Origin of the sequence: Mycobacterium sp. E2733 (assembly GCF_001667585.1) — a bacterium.
In the GTDB taxonomy this organism is placed as follows: Bacteria; Actinomycetota; Actinomycetes; order Mycobacteriales; family Mycobacteriaceae; genus Mycobacterium.
In genome coordinates, this window is record NZ_LZJZ01000083.1 from 1 (window position 1) to 21990 (window position 21990).

The following is a 21990-nucleotide window of genomic DNA, read 5'->3' on the forward strand; positions in this document are numbered from 1 at the left end:
CACCAGGTAATAGCCGAACTGCTGGAAATCCTCCAGCAGTTCCAGGGCTCGAACCACCCAGAAGATCGGTTCCCCCGCATTGGTGTACGCGTCGTAGGGCAGTCCGTTGACGGTGCCCTGAGCGGGGTCCCAGTTGATCCCGAGGTTCCTCAAGATGTTCGCGATGAACTCGTCGAGCGGATTGTCGATCGTGGGGTCGTGTACATCGCCACCCGAGTCATGTCTCGGGGCAACGGATTTCACTATCATCGGTGCCGGGTCTGGCTGCGGCGTCGACGCGACGGCCGCGGTGGAGACCGCTTCGTAGGTGGTCATCGTGCCCGCCGCCTGCACCCACATCCGCGCGTAATCCGCCTCGTTGAGCGCGATCGGAACCGTGTTGATGCCAAGAAAGTTCGTCGCCACCAACGCTCCGTGCACGGCATGGTTGGTGGCGAGTTCGGACAGCGTCGGCATGGCCGCCAGCGCCGCGGTGTAGGCGACAGCGGCGGTCTCGTGTTGAGCGGCCGCGGTAGCGCTGTGCGCGCTGGCCCGCGTCAGCCACGCGAGGTACGGCGCGTGGGCGGCCACGTACGACTCCGCGCTCGGCCCCTCCCATGAGCCCGCCTGCGCCGCGGCCAAGACACTGCTGAGTTGTGCTGCGGCCCAGGCGTACTCGGTGCTCAATTCGGCCCATGCCTCCGCCGCCGCAAGCAGCGAGGCCGGACCGGGGCCGCTACTGAGCAACGCGGAGTGCACCTCCGGCGGCGAGGCCATCCAGATTGGCGCCGTCATAGGTACTCCTCGGACTGAAGGGTCACCAGGCAGAGGAGAAGTTTAATGAATATGATTATCGTTATCAACACCCGGGCTCGATGCGCCCCGAGCGCTAGACCAACGGGCGTCCGGTCCTGATCCGGCGGTCGACGTCGGCCAGCAGGACGTTGAAAGGGAACCGTCGGACGAAGCCCGGCAAGCACCGGTTCACCACGGCCAATGTCGCGATGAGGCGGTCGAATCGCCGTTGCCTGCCGGCGTCCCAGGGCAGCCGCATCTCGTCGCGGAACCGCTGCGGCAGAAAGCCCGTGGTAATCAGCAGGGGAAGCCTGTCGGCGAGGCGCTGCAGTGATCCGGGCAGCGCAAGCCCCGGAACCCGGGCAGCGGCGATCGGATACAGATAGTCACGGACGGCGTCATCGATGTGGACCTTGGCCAGCGACTCCTGCCAGTACCGGTCGAACGCCGCCCGGTCCGGCGGCCACATCTCCGGCGGCACCTGCAGCGTGGTGGCCAGGGCCATGCCCTCGCGGTAGTGCCGCTCGGCCTCCTCCCCGTCCAGCTCGCCGATGAACATGCGGTAGATGTCCACCCCACCCTTGTACAGGCAGGCGCCCACCCACAGCTGCAAGTCGGAGTCGAACGCGTTGTACTGCACCGGGCTTTCCGGCGTGGAGTAGACCTGCGCGTGAGCCCGGTTCACCGCGCGGCGGAAGGCGTCCTTCTGGGCGTCACTGCCCTTGGTCGCCACCGCCAGGTAAGTGAAAGTGGTGCGGGCGCGCTTGACCGGATGCAGGTCCACGCGGCCGCTTTCGACGCGGCTCTCCATGACGCCGTAGCCAACGCCGGGACGCGCCAACTGCATGATCACGTTCGCCGGGCCGGCCAACAGCGCGACGCCCATCAACCCCTCGTCGATTCCGAGCGGCCGGCGGTGTCGGCGGCGTGCCGGGGACCGCCACGGCCCGTCTGCGACGGCGCGCTCGACGTGCCGGACCGGTTCGCGAATTGGAATTGCCATAGCCAGACTCCCTCGAGCGCGCCCGCTAATCTGCGAACGATTGTTTCCTGATACTTTCGCGGCTGCGCGTTGGTGTCAAGATGGTTCCTATGAACGAGCCCTCGAGCGCGCGGCCGTACCGCGGCGTCGAGGCCGCGCAGCGCCTGGCGACCCGCCGCAACCGACTACTCGCCGCCGGCTTGGAGCTGCTCGGCGCCGAGCAGCGGGACATCTCCGGCGTCACAGTGCGCGAAGTGTGCCGCCAATCCGGACTGGCCGCCCGATATTTCTACGAAAGTTTCGCCGACAAGGACGAATTCGTCGGCGCGGTTTACGACTGGGCGGTCGCCGACCTGGCCGCCACCACCCAGGCCGCGGTGGCGGCGGTGCCTCCGGCCGAGCAGACCCGCGCGGGAATCGCCAACATCGTGCGGACCGTCGCCGGCAACGCCCGCGTCGGACGCCTGCTGTTCAGCACGCAACTCGCCAACCCGGTGATCGCGCGCAAGCGCGCCGAATCCAGCGCAATGTTCGCCATGCTTTCCGGCCAGCACGCCGGAGCCGCGCTGCGGGTGCCGGCAAACGATCGCATCAAGGCCGCCGCCCACTTCGTGGTCGGCGGCGTCGGGCAAACCATCAGCGCCTGGCTCGCCGGCGACGTCCGACTCGAACCGGACCAGCTCGTCGATCACCTGGCGGCACTGCTCGACGAGCTTGCCGAGCCGGACCTGTACCGGGTCACGGAGACGGTGGCGGATCCAGGGCCGGAATCGTGACGCATGGCCTCACACCGGGCAAGCGGTGTGCCACCCCGTGGTGGCGGTGAGCGAGAAGTCGCTCAGCGCCCTCGAAACGTGTTGCCGCAAGCCGATATTTGAGTTGGGACGGCCCGGCTCGTAGGCAAGAAACGAGACGAAGACTCGCCCGTGTAGCCTGCCCGACAGCAACGCCAACACTCCGTTGGTGCGGTGCATGGTCGCAGTGGTCACGCCCGGGTACAGAGACTTCATGGCGAAGTAGTCGGCGTCCGTGCCGTCCGGCCGGTTCGCGGCCGGGTCAACCGCACCCAGGTTGGACGACACGACAGCGTTTCCACCGCCGGTGGCCACACTGATCAGCCGGCGGAAGACGCGTTTCGGAATCAGGGGAACCAACGGCAGCAACGCCCACCGATCGTCGGGCACATCCCGATGGCACACCAGCGCCTCCTTGATCGTGGCGCGGATCCGACGCAGGTCCGTCGGTGCGGGCGCGGGGTCGATCGTGAGGTCGACATTGGTGACCGCGTTAGCGCGGGTATCGCCCGGGGCCCGCTCGTTGACCGGCATTCCCACGGCCACCGTGCCGTCGGCGGCGACCCTGCCCACTCGCTGGGCGACGTCAGCCGCCAGCCCGACGAGCAGGGCGCCGCCGGTACCCCCGAGGGCGTTCGCGCGGGCGTCCCATTCGTCGGCGTTGATGAAGACGGTGGTGGTCGGGAGGGCGGCGGCTTCGTCGCGTCCGGTGAACCGCCGCTTCTCGGGTGGCGGGGCGGTGTCGCGGTGGCCGCGACCGGCCATTCGTGCCGCCGCGACGACGGCGCGGCCCATACCCGGTGCGTCCCGGAGGGTTTGGCGCGCATCCTCACGCAGCGCCTGCCACCGCCGCCGCGACGCGGCGGCCGGCCAGCCGATCGGATCGTCACGTCCGGAAGCCGCGTCCGCCAGCGCCTCGCACAGTCCCACGCCGTCGGTCAGGCAATGGGTGACCACCAAGCTCACCGCCGCGCCGCCATCGGTGAGCGGGAGCACGGCAAGGTGCCATCCGGGTCCGTGCTCGGCATCGGGCCGCGCATTTGCCTGCTCGCCACACCAGGCATCGATCTCGTCGCGGGGCCCGGGCGTCGCGACGATCTCTAGTTGCGACTGGATGGTGGGCGCCACCCAGCGATGCCGGCCGAACGGTAACGGGGAACGCTCGATGCGGCGGCATAGCCGCCCCCGCCCAAGATGGGCGTGGAACCGTTGCAGACCGCCGATGTCGACGGCACGATCGTAGACCCAAATACACTGCACCACACTGGTGGTGGCCGTCGCTCGCTCCCCGAGGAAAAGGGTCTGGTCGGCCAGGTCCAGCACATTGCTCATTCCTAGGCCGCCTCGGTGCCGTCTTCCTCTGGCGCAGAGGCACCCACTCGACTCGAATTCGGCTGATGCGCAACATCATCTGGCTCGAGCGAGGCGCTGGCGGCGACGCGCCCGAACACATCGATCAACGTCGTGATGTAGCGGTCCACCGACTCGCGCGCGATCGCGTTATCCGGGAATGAGATCGTCACGGTGGTATTCGCGGCCTGCCGGTTGATCCACATATTGATCCCGCCGGCGGACAGGTTGTCACCATAAGTGCCGAAGTTCGTCTGCGTCCAGAGCCCGGCCAGCGGTATCTTCCGAAAATCCAGGAATGACAACATCATCGGCAGGCCTGTGGGTGGCTTGATCTGCAGTCCATCTGCTGCCGCCGCCAACTCCAAGACCCGCTCGATCGGCACGTCGGCAAGTTCCCTGGCCGCGTCGAACGACTTCTGGGCCGCCCGCGCCGCCTCGGGAAAGGTGGTCCCGGCGGTCGGCACCGTGACGGGAACCAGGCTGGCAAACCAACCCACCGTCATCGTGTCGACACCCGCTGTCCGGGTGTCCCTGGCCGTGAACCCGTGGTAGGCCGCTCTGCCTGTCAGTTCCTGGTCGGTCAAGGCGGTGCACGCCAGCACTCCCCCGATGAACCGGGCACCGCCCGCACCGCACACGGCGTCGAAGGACTCGGTGCCGGCGGTGTCCAGCAGCTCGACGGTCAACAAGTTCCCCTTGCTGCTGGCCCACGTGTCTCCAAGGGGCAGAGGGAAACTCGGCCAGTTGCCATCGGTCTCGCGGGCGAATGCGATCCATTCCTTGATTGCAGGAGACGCCAGGGTCAAGCGCGCCGCCTTCGCACGCTGTCGCGCGGAGTAGTCCCGGTAACTGCCGACCTCGGGAAGGGCAGCGGACTCGCGTCCCTTCGCCAACTCCTGATAGGCCAAGTGGATATCGACGAAGATCACGCCGGCCGACAGGCCATCGATGTGGAGATGGTCGACGCTCGCGTAGAACGTGAAATAGTCGGCGTGCTGGATGATCCCGAAGGTGAAGCAACCCCATTCGAGTGTCCCTGGCGTCGTCGTCAAGACATGTGTACGCACTTGGTCGGCGGCCATGCGTCCGAACTCCGCCGGAGCGAGCTCGACGGCATCGAGGTCGTCGATCACCCGACGCACGATGACGCCGTTCTCGAATTCGAACCAACTGTGGTAGGTGTCTTGGCGGCGGACGTGTGCATTGATCGCCGCCGTCATCGCGGGAATGTCGCACGCGCCGGGGATGTCCCACGCCACGATCATCAGTCGGGGTAGCTCCCTGCTCAGGGCCCTACCGTGGTAGGCGGCCCAAAGATGCTGGGCCTGCTGATAACTCGGAGCATGATCGCTTCGCGGCGCGGTGCGCGCCGCATCATGCGCGGAGGGGGCGGCCATCCACACGGTCACCGGACCGTGTGGCGGTTGCCATTCGTTGATGTTGCCGAGCGAGACCATTTTCTTAAGTCCTCGTTCTTCCGATGCCGACGTACCTTGCACGGCCAGGGAGGCAGAAAGGATTCTCGCGCATGGCTTTTCGCGCAGCACGAATCCCCGCTAGGCTGAAATCTTGCGACGGGCTTCCCGATATCGAGACCCCCACTTACGGCGTCCCTATGCACCCCCTGTGTCGCCGCTGTGGACGGTAGCGCACGAATGCGATGAAGGCAACAATTGCACGGCCGTGTGATAGACCGCACTGGTGCGCGTCGCCGTTCGTGAGGCGGCAGCCGTGTTTGCCCGAGCCGTCGCCGGGTGACGCACAAATATTAGGAAGCCGTTAGACCGATGAGCCGTTTGCCGAAAAGGGCGTCCGCGCCGAAAAAACTCGCGACAACGTTTACCACCGGCTGGGGCTGTTTCTTCATCGACGGACCAGCGGACAGCTGCCGTCGCCGGACTGTCGCACCGGACAGGCGGTACGCCATCCCATGGTGGCGGTGAGCGAGAGGTCGCTCAGGGCGGCCGAGATGTGTTGCCACAAGTCGACGTTCGAGTTGGGGCGGCCTAGCTCGTAGGCAAGGAAAGAGATGAACACTCGGCCGTGCGCCCGTCCGGACAACAACGCCAGCGCACCGTTGGTGCGGTACATGGTCGCGGTGGTCACTCCCGGGTAGACGGTCCTCATGGCGAAGTGATCGGCGTCGGTGCCGTCCGGGCGGTTGACCGCCGGGTCGGTAACCTCCTTTGACTTCAGCGGGCGGCCTTACGGGGCCGCCGCTCTGCACCGGCGCCAAGCCAAATAGCCGCCGCCTCAGGGGAACAGCGGCAGCTGCCACAGCCGCATGCCGGGATCCAGCAACCACAACCGCATCATCGTGAGCCGCATCAGCCGTTGCGCGCTGAAGATCAGGAACACCGCCAGCGGCACCTCGATCAGCAGCGCTGTGGTCACCGACAGCCAGACGTCCTTGGGCCCGGCCGTCATCAGGTCGAACCAGGCGTCGCAGATCAGCAACACCCCGGTGGTGAACGCGGCCGGCACCAGCAGCTGGCGGCGCAGATACCCGAGCACCGCCGTCGCGAGCATAAATCCGACCAAGAGAATGTCGAAGCCCACCCACGTCACGGGCCAGTTGTGGGCAACATAGTTCTCCGGCAACGTGACCGCCAGATACCCCAGCCAGGGAACCATCGCCATCGAGCCGCCGACCATCAGACTCAATCGGATACGCCGCACCCTCGCCAGCAGCGCCGGGTCGATCAGGTCGCCCACCGGCTGCTCGAGCCGGGAAATGAGCTGCCGTCGCTGCTGGGGCGTGAGCGCCGCGATCTGCGCGTCGGTCAGGATGCCGTCGGTCATCGGCGACCGGCGACCACCGGAGGTCGGCGGTCTGCCGCGGTCTTGGGCACGGCCTGAGCATCCGTTGCATCGAATTCTTTGACCCAGCATGCGAATTCAAGGGTGATGCCATCGGGGTCCTGGAAGTAGAACGACCGCACGTACACCCCGGGATGCACCGTTGCGGACACCTGCATCGGGCTCTCGTCATGGTTGAGCACCGGGCCGACGCGCACCCCTTTGTCCTTGAGCCGCTGGCGGTAGGCGTCGAATTTCTCGACCGGTACATGGAATGCGAGATGGTTCATGGTGCTCACCGCGCTGGTGATGTCGCCGATGCCGGGGATGGCGCCCGGCGACGAGATGCCCGGCACCCGGTCGGGCGCATCGGCGAACCAGAAGAATGCGACGCAGTCGCCGTTGCCGGCATCGAAGAAGAAGTGCTGGCCCGCACCGCCGGGCAGGTCGAGCGACTTGATCAACGGCATGCCGAGGATGTTGGTGTAGAAGTCCACGGTGCGAGCCATGTCCGCGCAGACCAGCGCGACGTGGTTGATCCCGCCGAGTTCGAATTCCGTGTTGGTGTTGTGCGGCTTGATCATCGCGCGGCTCCCCTCGGTCCCCGGCTTGAAGTCCTGGCCAAGTTGTAATTCTGAATCTAACATCAGCTGCAGTTTTCTTTCGAGATGTCCAATGCCACCAGGGCCGCTGAAATGACTCTTCACACCGCCGCCGCGGGGGTTATCCGCGAGTTCGTCGGCCTGCCGTCGCCCACCGCCGGGCGCGCCGGTGCGGGCGGGCATCCTTGCCAGGGGCTTTACCACCGCGGGGTGGGCCGCAAGCCCAAGGTTGCCATGATCGCCACCCATTACCAGATCGACTTTTCCGAGCATTACCTCGCCGACTACATGGCCACCCGCGGCGTGGGCTTTCTCGGCTGGAACACCAGGTTCCGCGGCTTCGAAAGCAGCTTCCTGCTCGATCACGCGCTGGTCGATATCGGCGTCGGCGTGCGCTGGCTGCGCGAAGTGCAGGGAGTGGAAACCGTTGTGCTGCTCGGCAACTCGGGCGGTGGCTCGTTGATGGCCGCATATCAGTCGCAGGCCGTGGAGCCGAACGTGACCCCGCTGGACGGGATGCGTCCGGCCGCAGGCCTGACCGAGTTGCCGGCCGCCGACGGCTACGTGGCCACCGCCGCCCATCCCGGGCGACCCGACGTGTTGACGGCCTGGATGGATGGCGCCGTCGTCGACGAGAACGACCCCGTCGCCACCGATGCCGATCTCGACCTGTTCAACGAACGGAACGGGCCGCCCTATCCACCGGAGTTCCTCGCCCGTTACCGCCGTGCGCAGGCCGCACGCAACCACGCCATCACCGACTGGGCTGAGCAGGAACTCAAACGCGTTCGCGCGGCGGGGTTTTCCGACCGTCCGTTCAGCGTCATGCGCACGTGGGCCGATCCCCGCATGGTCGACGCCAGCATCGAGCCGACCAGGCGTCAGCCGAACATGTGTTATGCCGGAGTTCCGGCCAAGGCGAACCGGTCCGCGCACGGCATCGCCGCAGCCTGCACCCTGCGCAACTGGCTGGGCATGTGGAGCCTGCGGGTGGCGCAGACCAGGGCCGAACCGCATCTGGCCCGGATCAGCTGCCCCGCCCTGGTGATCAACGCCGAGGCCGATACCGGTGTCTTTCCGTCCGACGCCCAACGGATTTTCGTCGCGCTGGGCAGCCCCGACAAGACGCAGGCGTCGATCGACACCGACCACTACTTCACCACCCCGGGCGCTCGCGGAGAGCAGGCCGACGTCATCGCCAAGTGGATCGCCAAGCGGTTTCACTGAAGAGCTCACCGGCGGACACCATTGTGCCGCCGCCGCACCCGGTAACCCCTGTGGTCAACCAACCGACCGGTTGTTAGTTTGGAAGGCGCCTGGCCAAGGCGGAAACCCTAAAGCATGGGAAGGCGACCAATGCCGATCGCTATCACTCCTGAGCATCAAGACCTGGCCGATTCGGTGCGGTCGCTGGTGGCGCGCATCGCGCCGTCCGAGGCGTTGCACGCGGCAATGGAAACACCGATCGACAATCCCCCGCCTTACTGGCGGGCGGCGGCCGAGCAAGGCCTGCAGGGTCTGCACCTGGCCGAGTCCGTGGGCGGGCAAGGTTTCGGGATCCTCGAGTTGGCCATCGTGCTGGCCGAGTTCGGCTACGGCGCCGTTCCCGGCCCGTTCGTGCCGTCGGCGATCGCCAGCGCCCTGATTTCGACCAACGACCCGAACGCGAAGGTGCTCTCCGAGCTGGCATCCGGCGCCGCCATCGCCGCCTACGCGATGGACTGTTGCGGGTTGACCGCCACCCGCCAGGGCCCCGATGACGACGTGCTCGTGCTCCGCGGCGAGGTCCGCGCGGTGCCCGCGGCGGCGCAGGCCTCCGTGCTGGTGCTCCCGGTCGCGATCGACAGCGGCGAGGAATGGGTGGTGCTGCGCGCGGAGGAGCTCGAGATCGAGCCCGTGAAAAGCCTTGACCCGCTTCGCCCCGTCGCCCACGTTCGGGCCAACGCCGTCGAGGTCGGCGCGGACGCCGCATTGTGCAACCTGAGCATGGCGACCGCGCACGCGCTGATGACCACGCTGCTGTCGGCCGAGGCGATCGGGGTGGCGCGCTGGGCGACCGACACCGCGTCCCACTACGCCAAGATCCGTGAGCAGTTCGGCAGGCCGATCGGCCAGTTCCAGGCCATCAAGCACAAGTGCGCGGAGATGATCGCCGACACCGAGCGGGCCACCGCGGCGGTCTGGGACGCCGCCCGCGCCATCGATGAAGCGCGCGAAAATGGTTGGAACATAACGGATTCCAAGGTCGAGTTCGCTGCCGCCGTCGCGGCGACGCTGGCTCCGGCGGCCGCGCAACGGTGCGCTCAGGACTGCATCCAGGTGCACGGCGGGATCGGCTTCACCTGGGAGCACGACACGAACGTCTTCTACCGCCGGGCGCTGATGCTGGCCGCCTCGTTCGGTCGAAGTTCGGAGTACCCGCAGAAAGTGGTGCACACCGCGACCAGCACCGGGGTGCGGGCGGTCGACATCGATCTAGACCCCGACACCGAAAAGCTGCGCGACGAGATCCGGGCCGAAGTCGCCGCGCTCAAGGCGATGGAACGCGCCGAGCGCAAGGTCGCCATCGCCGAGGGCGGCTGGACGCTGCCGCACCTACCGAAGCCGTGGGGCCGCGCCGCCAGCCCGATCGAGCAGATCATCATCGCCCAGGAGTTCACCGCTGGCCGGGTCAAGCGCCCACAGATGGGCATCGCGACGTGGATCATCCCGTCGATCGTCGCCTTCGGGACCGAAGAGCAGAAACAACGGTTCCTGCCACCGACCTTCCGCGGTGACATGATCTGGTGTCAGCTGTTCTCCGAACCGGGCGCCGGATCGGACCTGGCCGGGCTGAGCACCAAGGCAACCCGGACGGACGGCGGCTGGCGCATCACCGGGCAGAAGATCTGGACCACGGCGGCGCAGCTCTCACAGTGGGGCGCGCTGCTGGCCAGAACCGAGCCGAACGCTCCAAAGCACAACGGGATCACCTACTTCCTCCTGGACATGCGCAGCGAAGGCGTCGAGGTGAAGCCGCTGCGCGAGCTCACGGGTAACGCGATGTTCAACACCGTCTACATCGACGACGTGTTCGTGCCGGATGAATGCGTGCTGGGCGAAGTGAACCGGGGTTGGGAGGTCAGCCGCAACACCCTTACCGCCGAACGGGTTTCCATCGGCAGCAGCGAGGCCAACTTCCTGGCCACTCTGGGCCAGTTCATCGAGTTCGTTCGCGACGGGCAGTTCGATCCGGTCGCCCAACACCGCGCGGGTCAGCTGATCGCCGAGGGCCACGCCGCCAAGGTGCTGAACCTGCGCTCCACCCTGTTGACGCTCGCCGGCGGGGATGCCATGCCGTCCGCGGCCATCTCCAAGCTGCTCTCGATGCGCACCGGCCAGGGGTATGCGGAGTTCGCGGTGTCCTCGTTCGGCACCGACGCCGCGATCGGCGACACCAACGAACTGCCCGGCAAATGGGGCGAATACCTGTTGGCGAGCCGGGCCACCACCATCTACGGTGGCACCTCCGAGGTGCAGCTGAACATCATCGCCGAGCGGCTGCTCGGCCTCCCCCGCGATCCCTAGCTCCCAGTACCGGTTTGTTTGGGAGAGGGGGCCATGCCGACCTGAGGGGTGGTCAGGCCGGCATGGTTCCCCCCCCATCCCGTGGGCCGGTCAACCTCCTGTGGATCGGCACGTCGAGGCTGATCGGTTACCACGGGGAGGTGGTTCACCACCACCAGTTCCACCAGTGCCCGGGGGCCCAGAATCCGCGGTCGCCCGAACCCGAACCAGGGAGGCCTCCGCCGCCCCATCCGTGGCCGCCCCATCCATGACCGCCATGACCCCCGCCTGGACGGTCCGGAATGATGCCGGGTCCGCCGGGCATGCCGTGCGGGCCGGCGGTGGTGAAGCTGGTGTCGGGACCTGGTGCCGGGGCCGCCTGTGCGGCGGGGCTGGCGCCGAACAGCAGCGCTCCTGCCACCGCCGAGTCGCCGGCCGCGCGGGGTAACGATCGTGCAGAAATCGTCACCGCAAGCTCCTTACCGGTCCCGATGTCGATAAATAAAACGTTAGCCAGAACTTTCCCGGCAAACAACGCGGCTACACCGAAATGTGCCTGTGAATTATGTAACAAATGCCTTATAAGAGCTTCAGGCCACTGATATCCGTCGAATTTCATGATTTCCATAGATCCGGATAAGGACGGGTACTGAGTGACGGACTCGTAGCGTTCACGCTGTTCGAAGGCATTTACTGACTTACTGGCTTACGCATTTCCGTATAAACAGATTAACTGAATTACGTAATGAACAGCGCCGCGCCTTATCCATTAAGCCGCATATCCCCGCGCCCCACTGGCGAGTCGGTCAGCTACTTTCTTGAATTTGCTGAGTGAAGCCGCTGCTGCGGCGCCTGCCGTCGACGACGTGGTCGGACCGCGGCCCGGCGACGCGACTTACGTCGTCGTCGGTGGAAGAATCAGTATTGACACACTCGAGCGCTGATTTACTGATTGGCCACTCACCGGAGGACGACCGCCGCAGTGAACTTCAACCCCAGCCACATCGGACCCGGCGCCGGAACGTTCCGGGGCCCCGGGCCGTCGGGCACACCGGCAGGAGACGCCGCGCCGACCGAGCGCATCGGGCTCGGGCAGCAGGGCGCTCACCGGATCGTCGGCCAGCCGGCGGCCAACCAGGCGGGACGGGGTCCGCGGACGCGTCGTACCGTCGACCTCCCGGCGGCCACCCACCGAGCGCTGGACATCTGGCAGCGTGAGGCCGCGGACCGCCTGGGGGTCGCCCGGGTGACCGGTCAAGAGGTCCTCACCGCGCTCATCGACCAACTTCTGGTCGACCCCAAACTCGCGGCGCAGATCACCCGGGCCATCAAAGACCGGCGCTGACGGGCGACAGCGGCTAGTCGACCTCCATCTCACGCAATTCGCGCTTGAGGATCTTGCCCGTCGGGTTGCGGGGCAGCTCGTCGAGGAAGACCACCTCGCGCGGCACCTTGTAGCGGGCCAGGTGGTCGCGCACGTAGTGCTTGATGGCGTCCTCGTCGACGTCGGAGCCGTCCTTCTTCACGACGAAGGCACGCAGCCGGTGGCCCCATTCCTTGTCCTCGACGCCGATCGCCGTGGCCTCCACCACGTCCGGGTGCCCGTTGATGAGGTCCTCGACCTCGGCCGGGAAGACGTTCTCGCCGCCGGAGACGATCATCTCGTCGTCGCGCCCGCTGATGTAGAGCAGGCCGTCGTCGCCGAAGTAGCCGACGTCGCCGGACGACAACAGGCCGTCGATGATCTGCTTCTTGCCGCCACCGGTGTAGCCCTCGAACGGGAAGGCGTTGCCGACGAAGATTCGCCCGATCTCGCCCTGCGGCAACTCCTTGCCGTTGTCGTCGAAGATCTTGACCTTAACGCCCTTGACGACCGGGCCGACGGTCGACGAATTGTGTTGCAGGTGTTTGGGTTCGGCGATGGTGGCGAAGGCGATCTCGGTCGAGCCGTACATGTTGTAGATGACCGGGCCCAGATCCTTGAGTGCCCGTTCGGCCAGGTCGGCCCCCAGTGCCGAGCCGGAGACGAAGACGATCTTCAGCGAGGACAGGTCGGGCTTGGAGTCCATCTTCTCGACCGCGTCGAGGATCCGGGACAGCATCACCGGGACCACGATCATGGCGGTCACCTTGTGCTTCTCGATGTCCTCGAGCACCAGCGGCGGCTTGAACTTGCGCCGCAGCACCAGGGTCGAGCCCAGGAACATGGCCAGCGTGCCGTGCAGGAATCCGAGCGCGTGGAACATCGGGGCGGGCAGCGAGGTGACTTCGTTGGCCTTGAACGGGACGTGCGACAGGATGCCGCCGACCGGCGCCAGGGTGGGCGGCGTGCTGCGGTTCGCCCCCTTCGGGGTGCCGGTGGTGCCGCTGGTGAGGATGATGATCGACGCGTGCTTGGTCGCCTTCGGGGCGGGGTCTTTGCTGCTGCGCTCGATCAGGTCGGCCAGCGTCTCGTCCTTGCTGCCCGACGGCTCGTCGGCGTCGGGGTTGGTGCCGAGCGCGCGCAGCTTGCCGAGCTCCGGCTGGGCTTTGCTGACGGCCTTGGTGTACTCGTCGTCGTAGATGATCACCTTGGCGCCCTCACGCTCCGAGACCTCACAGATCTGTGGGCCGGAGAATTCGCTGTTGAGCAGGATGATGCGAGCGCCGACCCGGGCGGCGCCGAAGTAAGCGATCAGGAACCAGCGGGTGTTGCGCGCCAGGAGCGCGACGCCGTCGCCGCCCTTGACGCCCATGTCGAGCAGGCCGTTGGCGACCGCGTGGGAGGCCTCGTCGAGTTCTCGGTAGGTGAACTCGCCCTCCTCGTCGATGCAGGCCGCGCGGTCGGGGTGGCGGCGGGCGTTGAGCGACGGCAGCATGCCGAATTCGCCCCATTTGTAGATCTCGTTGGCCATCGCCGCGTAGTTCTGCGGAGGCTCCAGGCGGAACGCGCCGGCTTCGAAGATCTTCCGCACGTAGTGCAATTCCGCGGAGCCGCGTTCCAGGTACTGCTGGACTTTCGCGACAGCCTGACCAGGCAGGCCAATCAGATTAGGCATGCATCCCACCCTATGTGACGTCAGTCGCATTCTGAGGGGTAAGTACCCATCGACTTACGATGATGAACATGGGTCCGGTTTCGCTGGAGGTGGACGGGCGCCGGATCACGATCACCCACCCGGACAAGGTTGTGTTCGACGCCCACGGCGACACAGGGCCGCACACCAAACTCGACTTGGTCCGCTACTACCTGTCCGTGTCCGAGGGGGCGCTGCGCGGCGTGGCCGGCCGGCCGATGATCCTGAAGCGCTTCGTCAAGGGCATCTCCGAGGAGGCGGTGTTCCAGAAGCGCGCGCCGAAGAACCGGCCCGACTGGGTGGATGTTGCCGAACTGCGCTACGCGCGGGGCACTTCGGCCGCGGAGGCCGTCATCCACGACGCCGCCGGCCTGGCCTGGGCGGTCAACCTGGGCTGCGTCGATCTCAACCCGCATCCGGTGCTGGCCGACGACCTCGACCATCCCGACGAACTGCGGGTCGACCTGGATCCGATGCCCGGTGTTCCCTGGCGCCGGATCGTCGACGTCGCGCTGGTGGCCCGGGAGGTGCTGGAGGACTACGGCCTGACCCCGTGGCCGAAGACCTCGGGTTCGCGCGGTTTTCACATCTACGCGCGGATCGCACCGCGTTGGGAGTTCCGGCAAGTGCGGCTCGCCGCCCAGACCGTGGCCCGCGAGGTCGAGCGGCGGGTGCCCGACGCGGCGACCAGCCGATGGTGGAAGGAAGAACGCGAAGGGGTGTTCGTCGACTTCAACCAGAACGCCAAGGACCGCACGGTCGCGTCGGCGTACTCGGTGCGGGCGACGCCGGACGCCCGGGTGTCGACCCCGCTGCTCTGGGAGGAAGTCACCGAGCGCCTTCCCGAGGAGTTCACCATCGACACCGTGCCTGGCCGGTTCGCCGCCATCGGTGATCCGTGGGCGGGGATGGACGACGCTGTCGGTGAGCTCGACCGGCTGCTGGTGCTGGCCGAGGAGATGGGGCCCCCGGAGCGTGCGCCGAAGGGATCGGGCACGGCCGACGGCCGGCGCCGCTCGGTGATGCCGCTCATCGAGATCGCCCGCACCAAGACGAAGGACGAGGCGCTGGCCGCGCTGGACACCTGGCGCGACCGCCACCCGGACGCGTCTCGCCTGCTGCAACCGGTCGACGTCCTGGTCGACGGCATGCGCGGGCCGAGTTCGATCTGGTACCGGATCCGGATCAACCTGCAGCATGTGCCGGTCGACCAGCGACCGCCGCAGGAGGAACTGATCGCCGACTACAGCCCTTGGGACGGTTATGGGGGCAGGCAGAAGCCGTCGAGCTGAGGCTCGTCTACACCCCGACCCGCGCCAGCGCGTTGCCCGTGCGCAGGTAGCAGTACCAGGTGACCACCAGCAGGGCCAGGAAGAATCCCACGTAGAACCGCAGCGCGGGTTCGATGCTGCCGAAGTGCGACTTCGACCAGGCATAGGCCAGCGGCACGACGAATCCGCCGAAGGCGCCGATCGACGAGATCACGCCGAGCGCGCCCGCGGCCTGACGCCGCATGTGCGCCATGGTGTCGCGGTCGCCGCCGGCGAGTTGGCCCTTGATCACGAAGATCCTCGAGATCATCCGGTAGGTCGAGCCGTTGCCGATACCGGTCGCGACGAACAAGAACATGAAGCTGGCGAAGAACAGCGGCAGGTTCTTGGCGTTGACCGACCACAGCGCCGCCGCGGCGCCCGCGGCGAGCATGACGAAGCTGACGGCGGTGATCCGGGCGCCGCCCATGCGGTCGGCCAGCTTGCCGCCGAGGGGCCGGATGACCGAGCCGATCGCTGCCCCGAGGAACGCCCAGGTCAACGCGATGTCGCCGCGGCCGAACACCGTTTTGAGCAGGGTCGGGAAGGCCGCCGAGTAGCCGATGAACGATCCGAACGTGCCGATGTAGAGCAGCGACATGACCCAGGTGTCGGGGTGCCGCAGTGACTGCCAGACCGGTCTCACTTGCGTTTCCAGGGCCGTCCCTTTTTGCGAGGCCTCGGACAGGTTGTTCATGAACAGGAACGCGCACACCGCGGCCACCACGGCCAGTGGCATGTAGAACAGGCCGGCGCGCGCCAGCGCCACCCCGCCGCCGGCGACGACGATGGGCGGGATGATCTTTTGCACCACTGCGACGCCGATGTTGCCGCCGGCCGCGTTGAGTCCCAGCGCCCAGCCCTTGTCCTTCTCCGGGTAGAAGAACGAGATGTTGGCCATCGACGAGGCGAAGTTGCCGCCACCGAAGCCGGCGGTCGCGGCGACCGCCACCAGTACGGTGAACGAGAGGCCCGGATGGCTGACCGCCCAGGCCAGCAACACGCACGGGATCAGCAACAACGCCGCCGAGATGACCGTCCAGTTGCGGCCGCCGAACAGCGGGACCGCGAACGTGTAGGGCAGGCGCAGGAAGGCGCCGACCCCGCTCGGGACGGCGACCAGGATCAGCGCCTGGCTCGCGGTCAGTGCCCAGCCGGACGCGGACGGATGCCCGTGGGAACCGGCGGTCATCTGGACCACCACGATGCTCCACAACATCCATACGCTGAACCCGACGTGCTCGGCGAAGATCGAGAAGATCAGGTTGCGGCGGGCGATCGGCTTGCCCGTCGTCTCCCAGAACGCGGGGTCTTCGGGCCGCCAGTCGTCAATCCAGTGCGCGCCCCGGTGAGGCGGGCGCGGAGGCGCGGGCGCAAGGACCGGAGCGATCGGCTCCGTTGAAGTCGTCGTAGTCACGCCCCCGACGTTAGGAAGGGACTGTTACCGGGCCGCGTGGCCACAGTTACGCCGGAGATACGTGGATCTCGCAGCGGCATTCGTGCCGCTGTCAGAAGTTTTTGCTCCCCGGATGCGGGAGAATCGCCCCATGCCGGCGACTGACCAGCCCCTGGGGCTGCGGGAACGCAAGAAGATCAAGACCCGCCATGCGCTCCGCCGCGAGGCGTTCCGGCTGTTCGACGCCAACGGCTACGGCGCCACCACCGTCGAACAGATCGCCGACGCCGCCGACGTCTCACCCAGCACCTTCTTCCGGTACTTCCCGTCCAAGGAGTCGCTGCTGCTGGCCGATGACCTGGATCCGCTGATCTTGGCGGCGTTCGACGCCCAGCCGCCCGAACTGTCGCCGAGCCAAGCCATCCGTCGCGCCTACGCCACCACGATGGCCGGCCTGTCGCCCGAGCAATTGGAGTTCGAGAACACCCGGCAACGGCTGATCTTCTCGATACCCGAACTCAAGGCCGCCCTCTACGACGAGTACTACCGCACCGTGAACGTCATGGCGGAGGCCATCGGGCGCAGGATCGGCCGTCCCGCAACCGATTTCGAGGTCCGGGTGTTCGTCGGCGCGATGGTCGGCGCCATGATGGCGGCCTTCGACAGCGCGCCGAAAGCGGCCGACACCATCTATCGGGCCCTGGACTTCCTGGACGCCGGCATGCCGCTGGGCTGAGCGGCGCAACCGCGCGGCGATGTCCTGCCGCGCACGGAACGCGATAATCTCACGCGATGAGCGGTTGGAATCGACGGGGATTCTTGCAGCTCGCAGGGGCTGCGGCGGTCGCTGCGGTCGCCGGGGCCCCGGCGGCGTGCTCGTCGGGCAAACGGTCGTCGGAGACCTCCGGCGGCAAATCGGTGACCATCGACCACCTGTTCGGCCAGACGGTCGTCAAGGAACCACCCAAGCGCGTGGTCAGCGCGGGCTACACCGAGCAGGACGACCTGCTCGCGGTCGGCGTGGTGCCGATCGCCGTGACGTACTGGTTCGGCGATCAGCCGTTCGCGGTGTGGCCATGGGCCCAGCCCAGGCTCGGCGGAGCGCAGCCGGTGGTGCTCAACCTCGACAACGGGATCCCGGTCGACCAGATCGCCCGCCTCAAACCGGATCTGATCGTGGCCACCAATGCGGGCGTGGACGCCGACACCTATCAGAAGCTCTCCGCTATCGCACCGACCCTGCCGCAGTCGGACGGCGACGCCTTCTTCGAGCCGTGGAAGGAGCAGGCCACCGCCATCGGCCGGGCGGTGTTCCAGGCCGACCAGATGAAGTCGTTGATCGATGCCGTCGACCAGAAATTCGCCGCCGTCGCCAAGGAACACCCGGCTTGGACGGGCAAGAAGGCATTGCTGATGCAGGGCACGTTCTGGCAGGGCACCGTCGTCGCGACCATGGCCGGCTGGCGCACGGACTTCCTGAACCAGATGGGGTTGGTGGTCGCCGACAGCGTCAAGCCTTTCGGCACCGATCACCGCGCCGTCATCCCCCGCGATCACATCAAGGCGGTGCTCGATTCCGCCGATGTAGTCATCTGGACAACCGAGAACCCCGACGACCAAAAGGCCTTACTCGCCGACCCCGAGGTGGCGGCATCTCAGGCCACCGCACAGGGCCGGCACATCTTCACCACCAAGGAGCAGGCGGGCGCGATCGCCTTTTCCTCGCCGCTGAGCTACCCCTTGGTCGCCGATCAACTGCCCCCGCAACTGGCCAAAATCCTCGGTTAGATCCCCGACGCGCCCGCGGCGTTTGAGCGTTTGCTAAGGCAGCTCTGGCAGTGTTCGAAAATCCGTCGCTCGCCCCTCGCCCGGTCGGCGATCGGAAGGTTACCGTCGAGTAATGAGCGTGACGGACCTTACCGACAATGTGTCCAAGGACCTGCCGACACAACTGGTCGGCAACACGGTTCTGGACTTCGGCGACAACGCGCTGATGCTGCAATGCGGCAGCACGGCCGAGGTATTGGGGTGGGCGGCACACTTGCGCGCCGCGGCGTTGCCCGGCGTGGTCGACGTCGTCCCGGCCGCCCGCACGGTTCTGCTGAAACTTGCCGGCCCCCGCTTCCAAGGGGTGATCCGCCAGCAACTGCGCAAGATGCGGGTCACCGCCGACGAGTTCGTCGCGCCGGCACGCCGTGCCGATGTGGTCATCGACGTCGTCTACGACGGCCCGGACCTCGCCGAGGTCGCCGGCCTCACCGGGCTGACCATCCCGCAGGTGATCGACGCGCACACCGGTTCACTGTGGCGGGTCGGATTCAGTGGGTTCGCCCCGGGTTTCGCGTATCTGGTCGACGGTGACGCCCGCCTGCGGGTGCCGCGCCGTACGGAGCCACGCACCTCGGTGCCCGCCGGCTCGGTCGGCCTGGCCGGCGAATTCAGCGCGATATACCCGCGCCAGTCGCCCGGCGGGTGGCAACTGATCGGCCGCACCGACGCTGTCCTGTGGGACCTCGAACGGCCGGAACCGGCACTGCTGGCGCAGGGCATGTGGGTTCAGTTCCGGGCCGTCTGAGCTAAGGAGATCGCCGTGAGCACCCTGGAGATTCTTCGCACCGGACCGCTCGCCGTCATCCAGGACTTGGGCCGCCCGGGGCTGGCCCACCTCGGCGTGAGCCGGTCGGGCGCCGCCGACCGCCGCGCACACCAACTGGCGAACCGGCTGGTGGCCAACCCCGATGACCGCGCCACCGTCGAAGTCACGTTCGGCGGTTTCGCGGCCCGGGTCCGGGGCGGCGACATCGACATCGCGGTGACCGGAGCCGACGCCAACCCGACCGTCGACGGAATCGAATTCGGCACCAACAGCATTCAGCACGTTCGCAACGGCCAAACGATCGCATTGGGCATGCCCCGCGCGGGACTGCGGACCTACCTGGCGGTGCGGGGCGGCATCGCCGTGGAGCCCGTGCTCGGCTCGCGCAGCTACGACGTGATGTCGGCCATCGGCCCGTCGCCGCTGCGGGCGGGAGATGAGCTCCCGGTCGGTGAGCACACCCCCGACTACCCCGAACTCGATCAGGCCCCGGTGGCCGCCATCACCGGCAGCGCAGTCGAGCTGGCGGTGGTGCCCGGGCCGCGTGACGATTGGTTCGTCGACCCCGATGTCCTGGTGCACAACGATTGGGTGGCAAGCGACCGCAGCGACCGCGTGGGGATGCGATTGGTCGGCCGCCCGCTGCAGCACTGCTACCCGGACCGCCAACTGCCCAGCGAAGGCACCACCCGTGGCGCAATTCAGGTGCCGCCCAACGGTTTACCGGTGATACTTGGACCCGACCATCCGGTGACCGGCGGCTACCCGGTGGTGGGTGTGGTGGTCGACGAGGACATCGACAAAATCGCCCAGGTGCGCCCCGGCCAGCCCGTGCGCCTGCATTGGTCACGCCCGAGGATTTTGGTCGGCGCCCAATCGCATTCCGGCGTCGCGGAGTGGCCATTTTCCTAAACCGGAATGTATCCCAGCTCACACATAATTTCGAGGCCCGGGTCGAATCACTTGTATTGATCCGTCATTTCGGCGTTTACGGCCTACAGGCATTTACCAGATAACTGGTAATCAACTTACAGGCGATTCGGGCCGGATTGAGTTGACCCATTCCGGTCGCGAGTGTGAGCATCGAAATACGCGGCGGGGCATGCCTCTTCATTCGGGGCGCCCACATTTTCTCCCGTTGCGCGGGTGAATGGGGCCTGAGGAGAGGGAGTTCTATGCATGCCAACCTGCGAAGCGTCAGGTGCACGCCCGCGGTTGATGCTCTCCCGCCATCCCAAGGCGCGCAATCGGATTCACCGAGAGTCGGCCGAAGATGAGTACCGTGTCGTTCCGCTCTCGGAAAACATCGCAGTCGACGAAAGGTGACGATCGGATGGCCCGCAATCACCGCATCGCGGACTGGAATCCAGAAGACACAGCGGCCTGGGAGGCCGGCAACTCCAAGATCGCCCGCCGCAATCTGTTGTGCACCATCGCGGGCGACCATGTCGCCTTCTCGATCTGGACGCTGTGGCCCGTCATGGCGCTGTTCATGCCGGCGCACGTCTACGGCTTCTCCGCAGGCGACAAGTTGCTACTCGGCGCCGTCGCCACCCTGGTCGGCGGTCTGGCCCGCATTCCCTACACCCTGGGCATCGCCACTTTCGGCGGTCGCAACTGGACCAGCTTCTCGGCGTTCGTCCTGCTGATCCCGACGGCCGCCACCATCGTGTTGCTCGCCAACCCGGGCCTGCCGCTGTGGCCCTTCGTGGTGTGCGCCGCGTTGACGGGGCTGGGCGGCGGCAACTACGCGGCTTCGCTCGCCAACGTCAACGCCTTCTACCCCCAGCGGCTCAAGGGCTCGGCGCTGGCCGTCAACGCCGGCGTCGGCAACCTCGGGGTGGCGGTGATCCAGCTGGTCGGGCTCCTGGTGCTCGCCACGGCCGGACACGAGGCGCCGTACTGGGTGTGCGCGGTGTATCTGGTGGTGCTGGCGGTGGTCGGCGTCGCGGCGGCGCTGTTCATGGACAACGTCACCCACGGCACCGAGCTGAACACGATGCGCTCGATCCTGGGCGAGCGCGACACCTACGTGATCTCACTGCTCTACATCTGCACCTTCGGCTCCTGGATCGGGTTCGCGTTCGCCTTCGGCCAGGTGATGCAGGTCAACTTCCTGGCCAACGGCGAGAGCGCCAAGCATGCGGCGCTGCACGCCGCGCAGGTCGCGTTCGTCGGACCCCTGCTCGGCTCGCTGGCCCGGATCTACGGTGGCCGGCTGGCCGACCGCAAGGGTGGCAGTCGGGTCACGCTCGGTGTGCTCGCCGGCATGACCCTGGGCGCCGGATTGCTGGTCGTCATCAGCACCTTCGACGAACACAACGCCGGGGAGCGCACGATCAGCATGATCGGCTACGTCGTCGGCTTCATGGTGCTGTTCATTCTGTCCGGGATGGGCAACGGTTCGGTGTTCAAGCTGATCCCGTCGGTCTACGAGGCGCGCAGCCGCGCCCTCTCGATGAGCGAGGACGATCGGCGTCACTGGGCGCGCGCCAAGTCGGGATCGCTGATCGGCATCTGCTCCGCGGTCGGCGCACTCGGCGGCGTGGGGATCAACCTCGCGCTGCGCCAGTCCTACCTGGCCACCGGGACGGAAACGTCGGCATACGTGGCGTTCCTCGCCTCCTACGTCGTGGCGGCGCTCATCACCTGGATGGTGTACGTGCGGCGACCGATGTCGCCCGTCGAGGCGGGCAGTGAGACGGCAGACGCGCTGGCGCGCGTGTGAGGGCGGCCTCACTGTGGGCAATGCGTAAGCAATTGCCAGGTAACGCAACCGAAA

General features: G+C 66.9%; 19 protein-coding genes and 1 pseudogene. 10 read left to right on the forward strand and 10 right to left on the reverse strand.

Annotated features, from left to right (window positions below; translation table 11 throughout):
- Window positions 1–774 (reverse strand): PPE family protein (locus A5678_RS13490; RefSeq protein ID WP_156746913.1); only part of this gene is annotated, 774 nt, incomplete at its 3' end.
- 94 nt (window positions 775–868) lie between these two features.
- Window positions 869–1783 (reverse strand): oxygenase MpaB family protein, encoded by a 915-nt coding sequence (locus A5678_RS13495; RefSeq protein ID WP_068043078.1) that lies wholly within the window; start codon window positions 1781–1783, stop codon window positions 869–871.
- A gap of 74 nt (window positions 1784–1857) precedes the next feature.
- Here A5678_RS13495 and A5678_RS13500 point away from each other — a divergent pair, with 74 nt between their 5' ends.
- A complete protein-coding gene (locus A5678_RS13500) occupies window positions 1858–2532 on the forward strand; it encodes a TetR/AcrR family transcriptional regulator (protein WP_068043079.1) in 675 nt (224 codons plus the stop codon).
- Window positions 2533–2541: 9 nt separating this feature from the next.
- On the opposite strand, the gene A5678_RS13505 is transcribed toward A5678_RS13500, so the two are convergent.
- The 5 genes and pseudogenes from A5678_RS13505 to A5678_RS13525 form a co-directional block, all read right to left on the reverse strand.
- Window positions 2542–3882 carry a hypothetical protein gene (locus tag A5678_RS13505; RefSeq protein ID WP_068043081.1) on the reverse strand — a complete coding sequence of 447 codons (1341 nt, stop codon included), beginning with the start codon at window positions 3880–3882 and terminating at the stop codon, window positions 2542–2544.
- Window positions 3883–3884: 2 nt separating this feature from the next.
- The gene (locus tag A5678_RS13510) at window positions 3885–5360 is read right to left on the reverse strand and encodes a condensation domain-containing protein (RefSeq protein ID WP_068043083.1); all 1476 of its coding nucleotides are present in this window, start codon (window positions 5358–5360) and stop codon (window positions 3885–3887) included.
- A 406-nt stretch (window positions 5361–5766) separates the two neighbouring features.
- Window positions 5767–6078 (reverse strand): annotated as a pseudogene (locus A5678_RS13515) (hypothetical protein); the annotation flags it as partial.
- A 78-nt stretch (window positions 6079–6156) separates the two neighbouring features.
- Window positions 6157–6705, reverse strand: coding sequence for a hypothetical protein (locus tag A5678_RS13520; protein WP_068043087.1), 549 nt, complete (start codon window positions 6703–6705; stop codon window positions 6157–6159).
- The gene (locus A5678_RS13525) at window positions 6702–7286 is read right to left on the reverse strand and encodes a VOC family protein (protein WP_068043089.1); all 585 of its coding nucleotides are present in this window, start codon (window positions 7284–7286) and stop codon (window positions 6702–6704) included. The genes A5678_RS13520 and A5678_RS13525 overlap by 4 nt, the downstream gene beginning before the upstream one ends.
- A gap of 111 nt (window positions 7287–7397) precedes the next feature.
- Between A5678_RS13525 and A5678_RS13530 the strand changes: the two genes are divergently transcribed.
- Both A5678_RS13530 and A5678_RS13535 read left to right on the forward strand, forming a co-directional pair.
- Window positions 7398–8531: an alpha/beta hydrolase gene (locus tag A5678_RS13530; RefSeq protein ID WP_068043091.1), complete on the forward strand. Its 1134-nt coding sequence runs from the start codon at window positions 7398–7400 to the stop codon at window positions 8529–8531.
- Window positions 8532–8660: 129 nt separating this feature from the next.
- A complete protein-coding gene (locus tag A5678_RS13535; RefSeq protein WP_068043093.1) occupies window positions 8661–10871 on the forward strand; it encodes an acyl-CoA dehydrogenase in 2211 nt (736 codons plus the stop codon).
- A 145-nt stretch (window positions 10872–11016) separates the two neighbouring features.
- On the opposite strand, the gene A5678_RS26535 is transcribed toward A5678_RS13535, so the two are convergent.
- On the reverse strand, window positions 11017–11319 hold the full coding sequence (locus A5678_RS26535; RefSeq protein WP_082945557.1) for a hypothetical protein: 303 nt from the start codon (window positions 11317–11319) through the stop codon (window positions 11017–11019).
- A 513-nt stretch (window positions 11320–11832) separates the two neighbouring features.
- Here A5678_RS26535 and A5678_RS13540 point away from each other — a divergent pair.
- On the forward strand, window positions 11833–12195 hold the full coding sequence (locus tag A5678_RS13540; RefSeq protein WP_068043094.1) for an ATPase: 363 nt from the start codon (window positions 11833–11835) through the stop codon (window positions 12193–12195).
- A gap of 13 nt (window positions 12196–12208) precedes the next feature.
- Here the strand turns inward: A5678_RS13540 and fadD2 are convergent, their stop codons facing one another.
- Entirely contained in the window at window positions 12209–13888 is a 1680-nt protein-coding gene (gene fadD2 / locus A5678_RS13545) for a long-chain-fatty-acid--CoA ligase FadD2 (RefSeq protein ID WP_068043096.1), read from the reverse strand.
- 62 nt (window positions 13889–13950) lie between these two features.
- Here fadD2 and A5678_RS13550 point away from each other — a divergent pair, with 62 nt between their 5' ends.
- Window positions 13951–15198, forward strand: coding sequence for a DNA polymerase domain-containing protein (locus tag A5678_RS13550; protein WP_068043583.1), 1248 nt, complete (start codon window positions 13951–13953; stop codon window positions 15196–15198).
- 7 nt (window positions 15199–15205) lie between these two features.
- Here the strand turns inward: A5678_RS13550 and A5678_RS13555 are convergent, their stop codons facing one another.
- Window positions 15206–16606, reverse strand: coding sequence for a NarK family nitrate/nitrite MFS transporter (locus A5678_RS13555; RefSeq protein ID WP_082945569.1), 1401 nt, complete (start codon window positions 16604–16606; stop codon window positions 15206–15208).
- Between the two features lie 157 nt (window positions 16607–16763).
- Here A5678_RS13555 and A5678_RS13560 point away from each other — a divergent pair, with 157 nt between their 5' ends.
- The 5 genes from A5678_RS13560 to A5678_RS13580 all read left to right on the forward strand — a co-directional run bounded on the left by A5678_RS13560 (window position 16764) and on the right by A5678_RS13580 (window position 21936).
- Window positions 16764–17348, forward strand: a complete 585-nt coding sequence (locus A5678_RS13560) for a TetR family transcriptional regulator (RefSeq protein WP_068043099.1) — start codon at window positions 16764–16766, stop codon at window positions 17346–17348.
- Between the two features lie 56 nt (window positions 17349–17404).
- Complete coding sequence (locus A5678_RS13565) at window positions 17405–18400, forward strand: ABC transporter substrate-binding protein (protein ID WP_068043101.1); 996 nt, start codon at window positions 17405–17407, stop codon at window positions 18398–18400.
- A gap of 112 nt (window positions 18401–18512) precedes the next feature.
- Entirely contained in the window at window positions 18513–19187 is a 675-nt protein-coding gene (locus A5678_RS13570; protein ID WP_068043103.1) for an allophanate hydrolase subunit 1, read from the forward strand.
- Window positions 19188–19202: 15 nt separating this feature from the next.
- Entirely contained in the window at window positions 19203–20120 is a 918-nt protein-coding gene (locus A5678_RS13575; protein ID WP_068043105.1) for a 5-oxoprolinase/urea amidolyase family protein, read from the forward strand.
- Window positions 20121–20541: 421 nt separating this feature from the next.
- On the forward strand, window positions 20542–21936 hold the full coding sequence (locus A5678_RS13580; protein WP_068043107.1) for an MFS transporter: 1395 nt from the start codon (window positions 20542–20544) through the stop codon (window positions 21934–21936).
- The last annotated feature ends 54 nt before the right edge of the window (window positions 21937–21990 follow it).

What these genes read in the sequence shown, in the direction of transcription:
- A5678_RS13500 (WP_068043079.1), top strand. Translation starts at nt 1,858, where the DNA reads ATGGTTCCTATGAACGAGCCCTCGAGCGCGCGGCCGTACCGCGGCGTC.
- A5678_RS13505 (WP_068043081.1), bottom strand. Translation starts at nt 3,882, where the DNA reads ATGAGCAATGTGCTGGACCTGGCCGACCAGACCCTTTTCCTCGGGGAG.
- A5678_RS13510 (WP_068043083.1), bottom strand. Translation starts at nt 5,360, where the DNA reads ATGGTCTCGCTCGGCAACATCAACGAATGGCAACCGCCACACGGTCCG.
- A5678_RS13520 (WP_068043087.1), bottom strand. Translation starts at nt 6,705, where the DNA reads ATGACCGACGGCATCCTGACCGACGCGCAGATCGCGGCGCTCACGCCC.
- A5678_RS13525 (WP_068043089.1), bottom strand. Translation starts at nt 7,286, where the DNA reads ATGATCAAGCCGCACAACACCAACACGGAATTCGAACTCGGCGGGATC.
- A5678_RS13530 (WP_068043091.1), top strand. Translation starts at nt 7,398, where the DNA reads ATGACTCTTCACACCGCCGCCGCGGGGGTTATCCGCGAGTTCGTCGGC.
- A5678_RS13535 (WP_068043093.1), top strand. Translation starts at nt 8,661, where the DNA reads ATGCCGATCGCTATCACTCCTGAGCATCAAGACCTGGCCGATTCGGTG.
- fadD2 (WP_068043096.1), bottom strand. Translation starts at nt 13,888, where the DNA reads ATGCCTAATCTGATTGGCCTGCCTGGTCAGGCTGTCGCGAAAGTCCAG.
- A5678_RS13550 (WP_068043583.1), top strand. Translation starts at nt 13,951, where the DNA reads ATGAACATGGGTCCGGTTTCGCTGGAGGTGGACGGGCGCCGGATCACG.
- A5678_RS13560 (WP_068043099.1), top strand. Translation starts at nt 16,764, where the DNA reads ATGCCGGCGACTGACCAGCCCCTGGGGCTGCGGGAACGCAAGAAGATC.
- A5678_RS13565 (WP_068043101.1), top strand. Translation starts at nt 17,405, where the DNA reads ATGAGCGGTTGGAATCGACGGGGATTCTTGCAGCTCGCAGGGGCTGCG.
- A5678_RS13570 (WP_068043103.1), top strand. Translation starts at nt 18,513, where the DNA reads ATGAGCGTGACGGACCTTACCGACAATGTGTCCAAGGACCTGCCGACA.
- A5678_RS13580 (WP_068043107.1), top strand. Translation starts at nt 20,542, where the DNA reads ATGGCCCGCAATCACCGCATCGCGGACTGGAATCCAGAAGACACAGCG.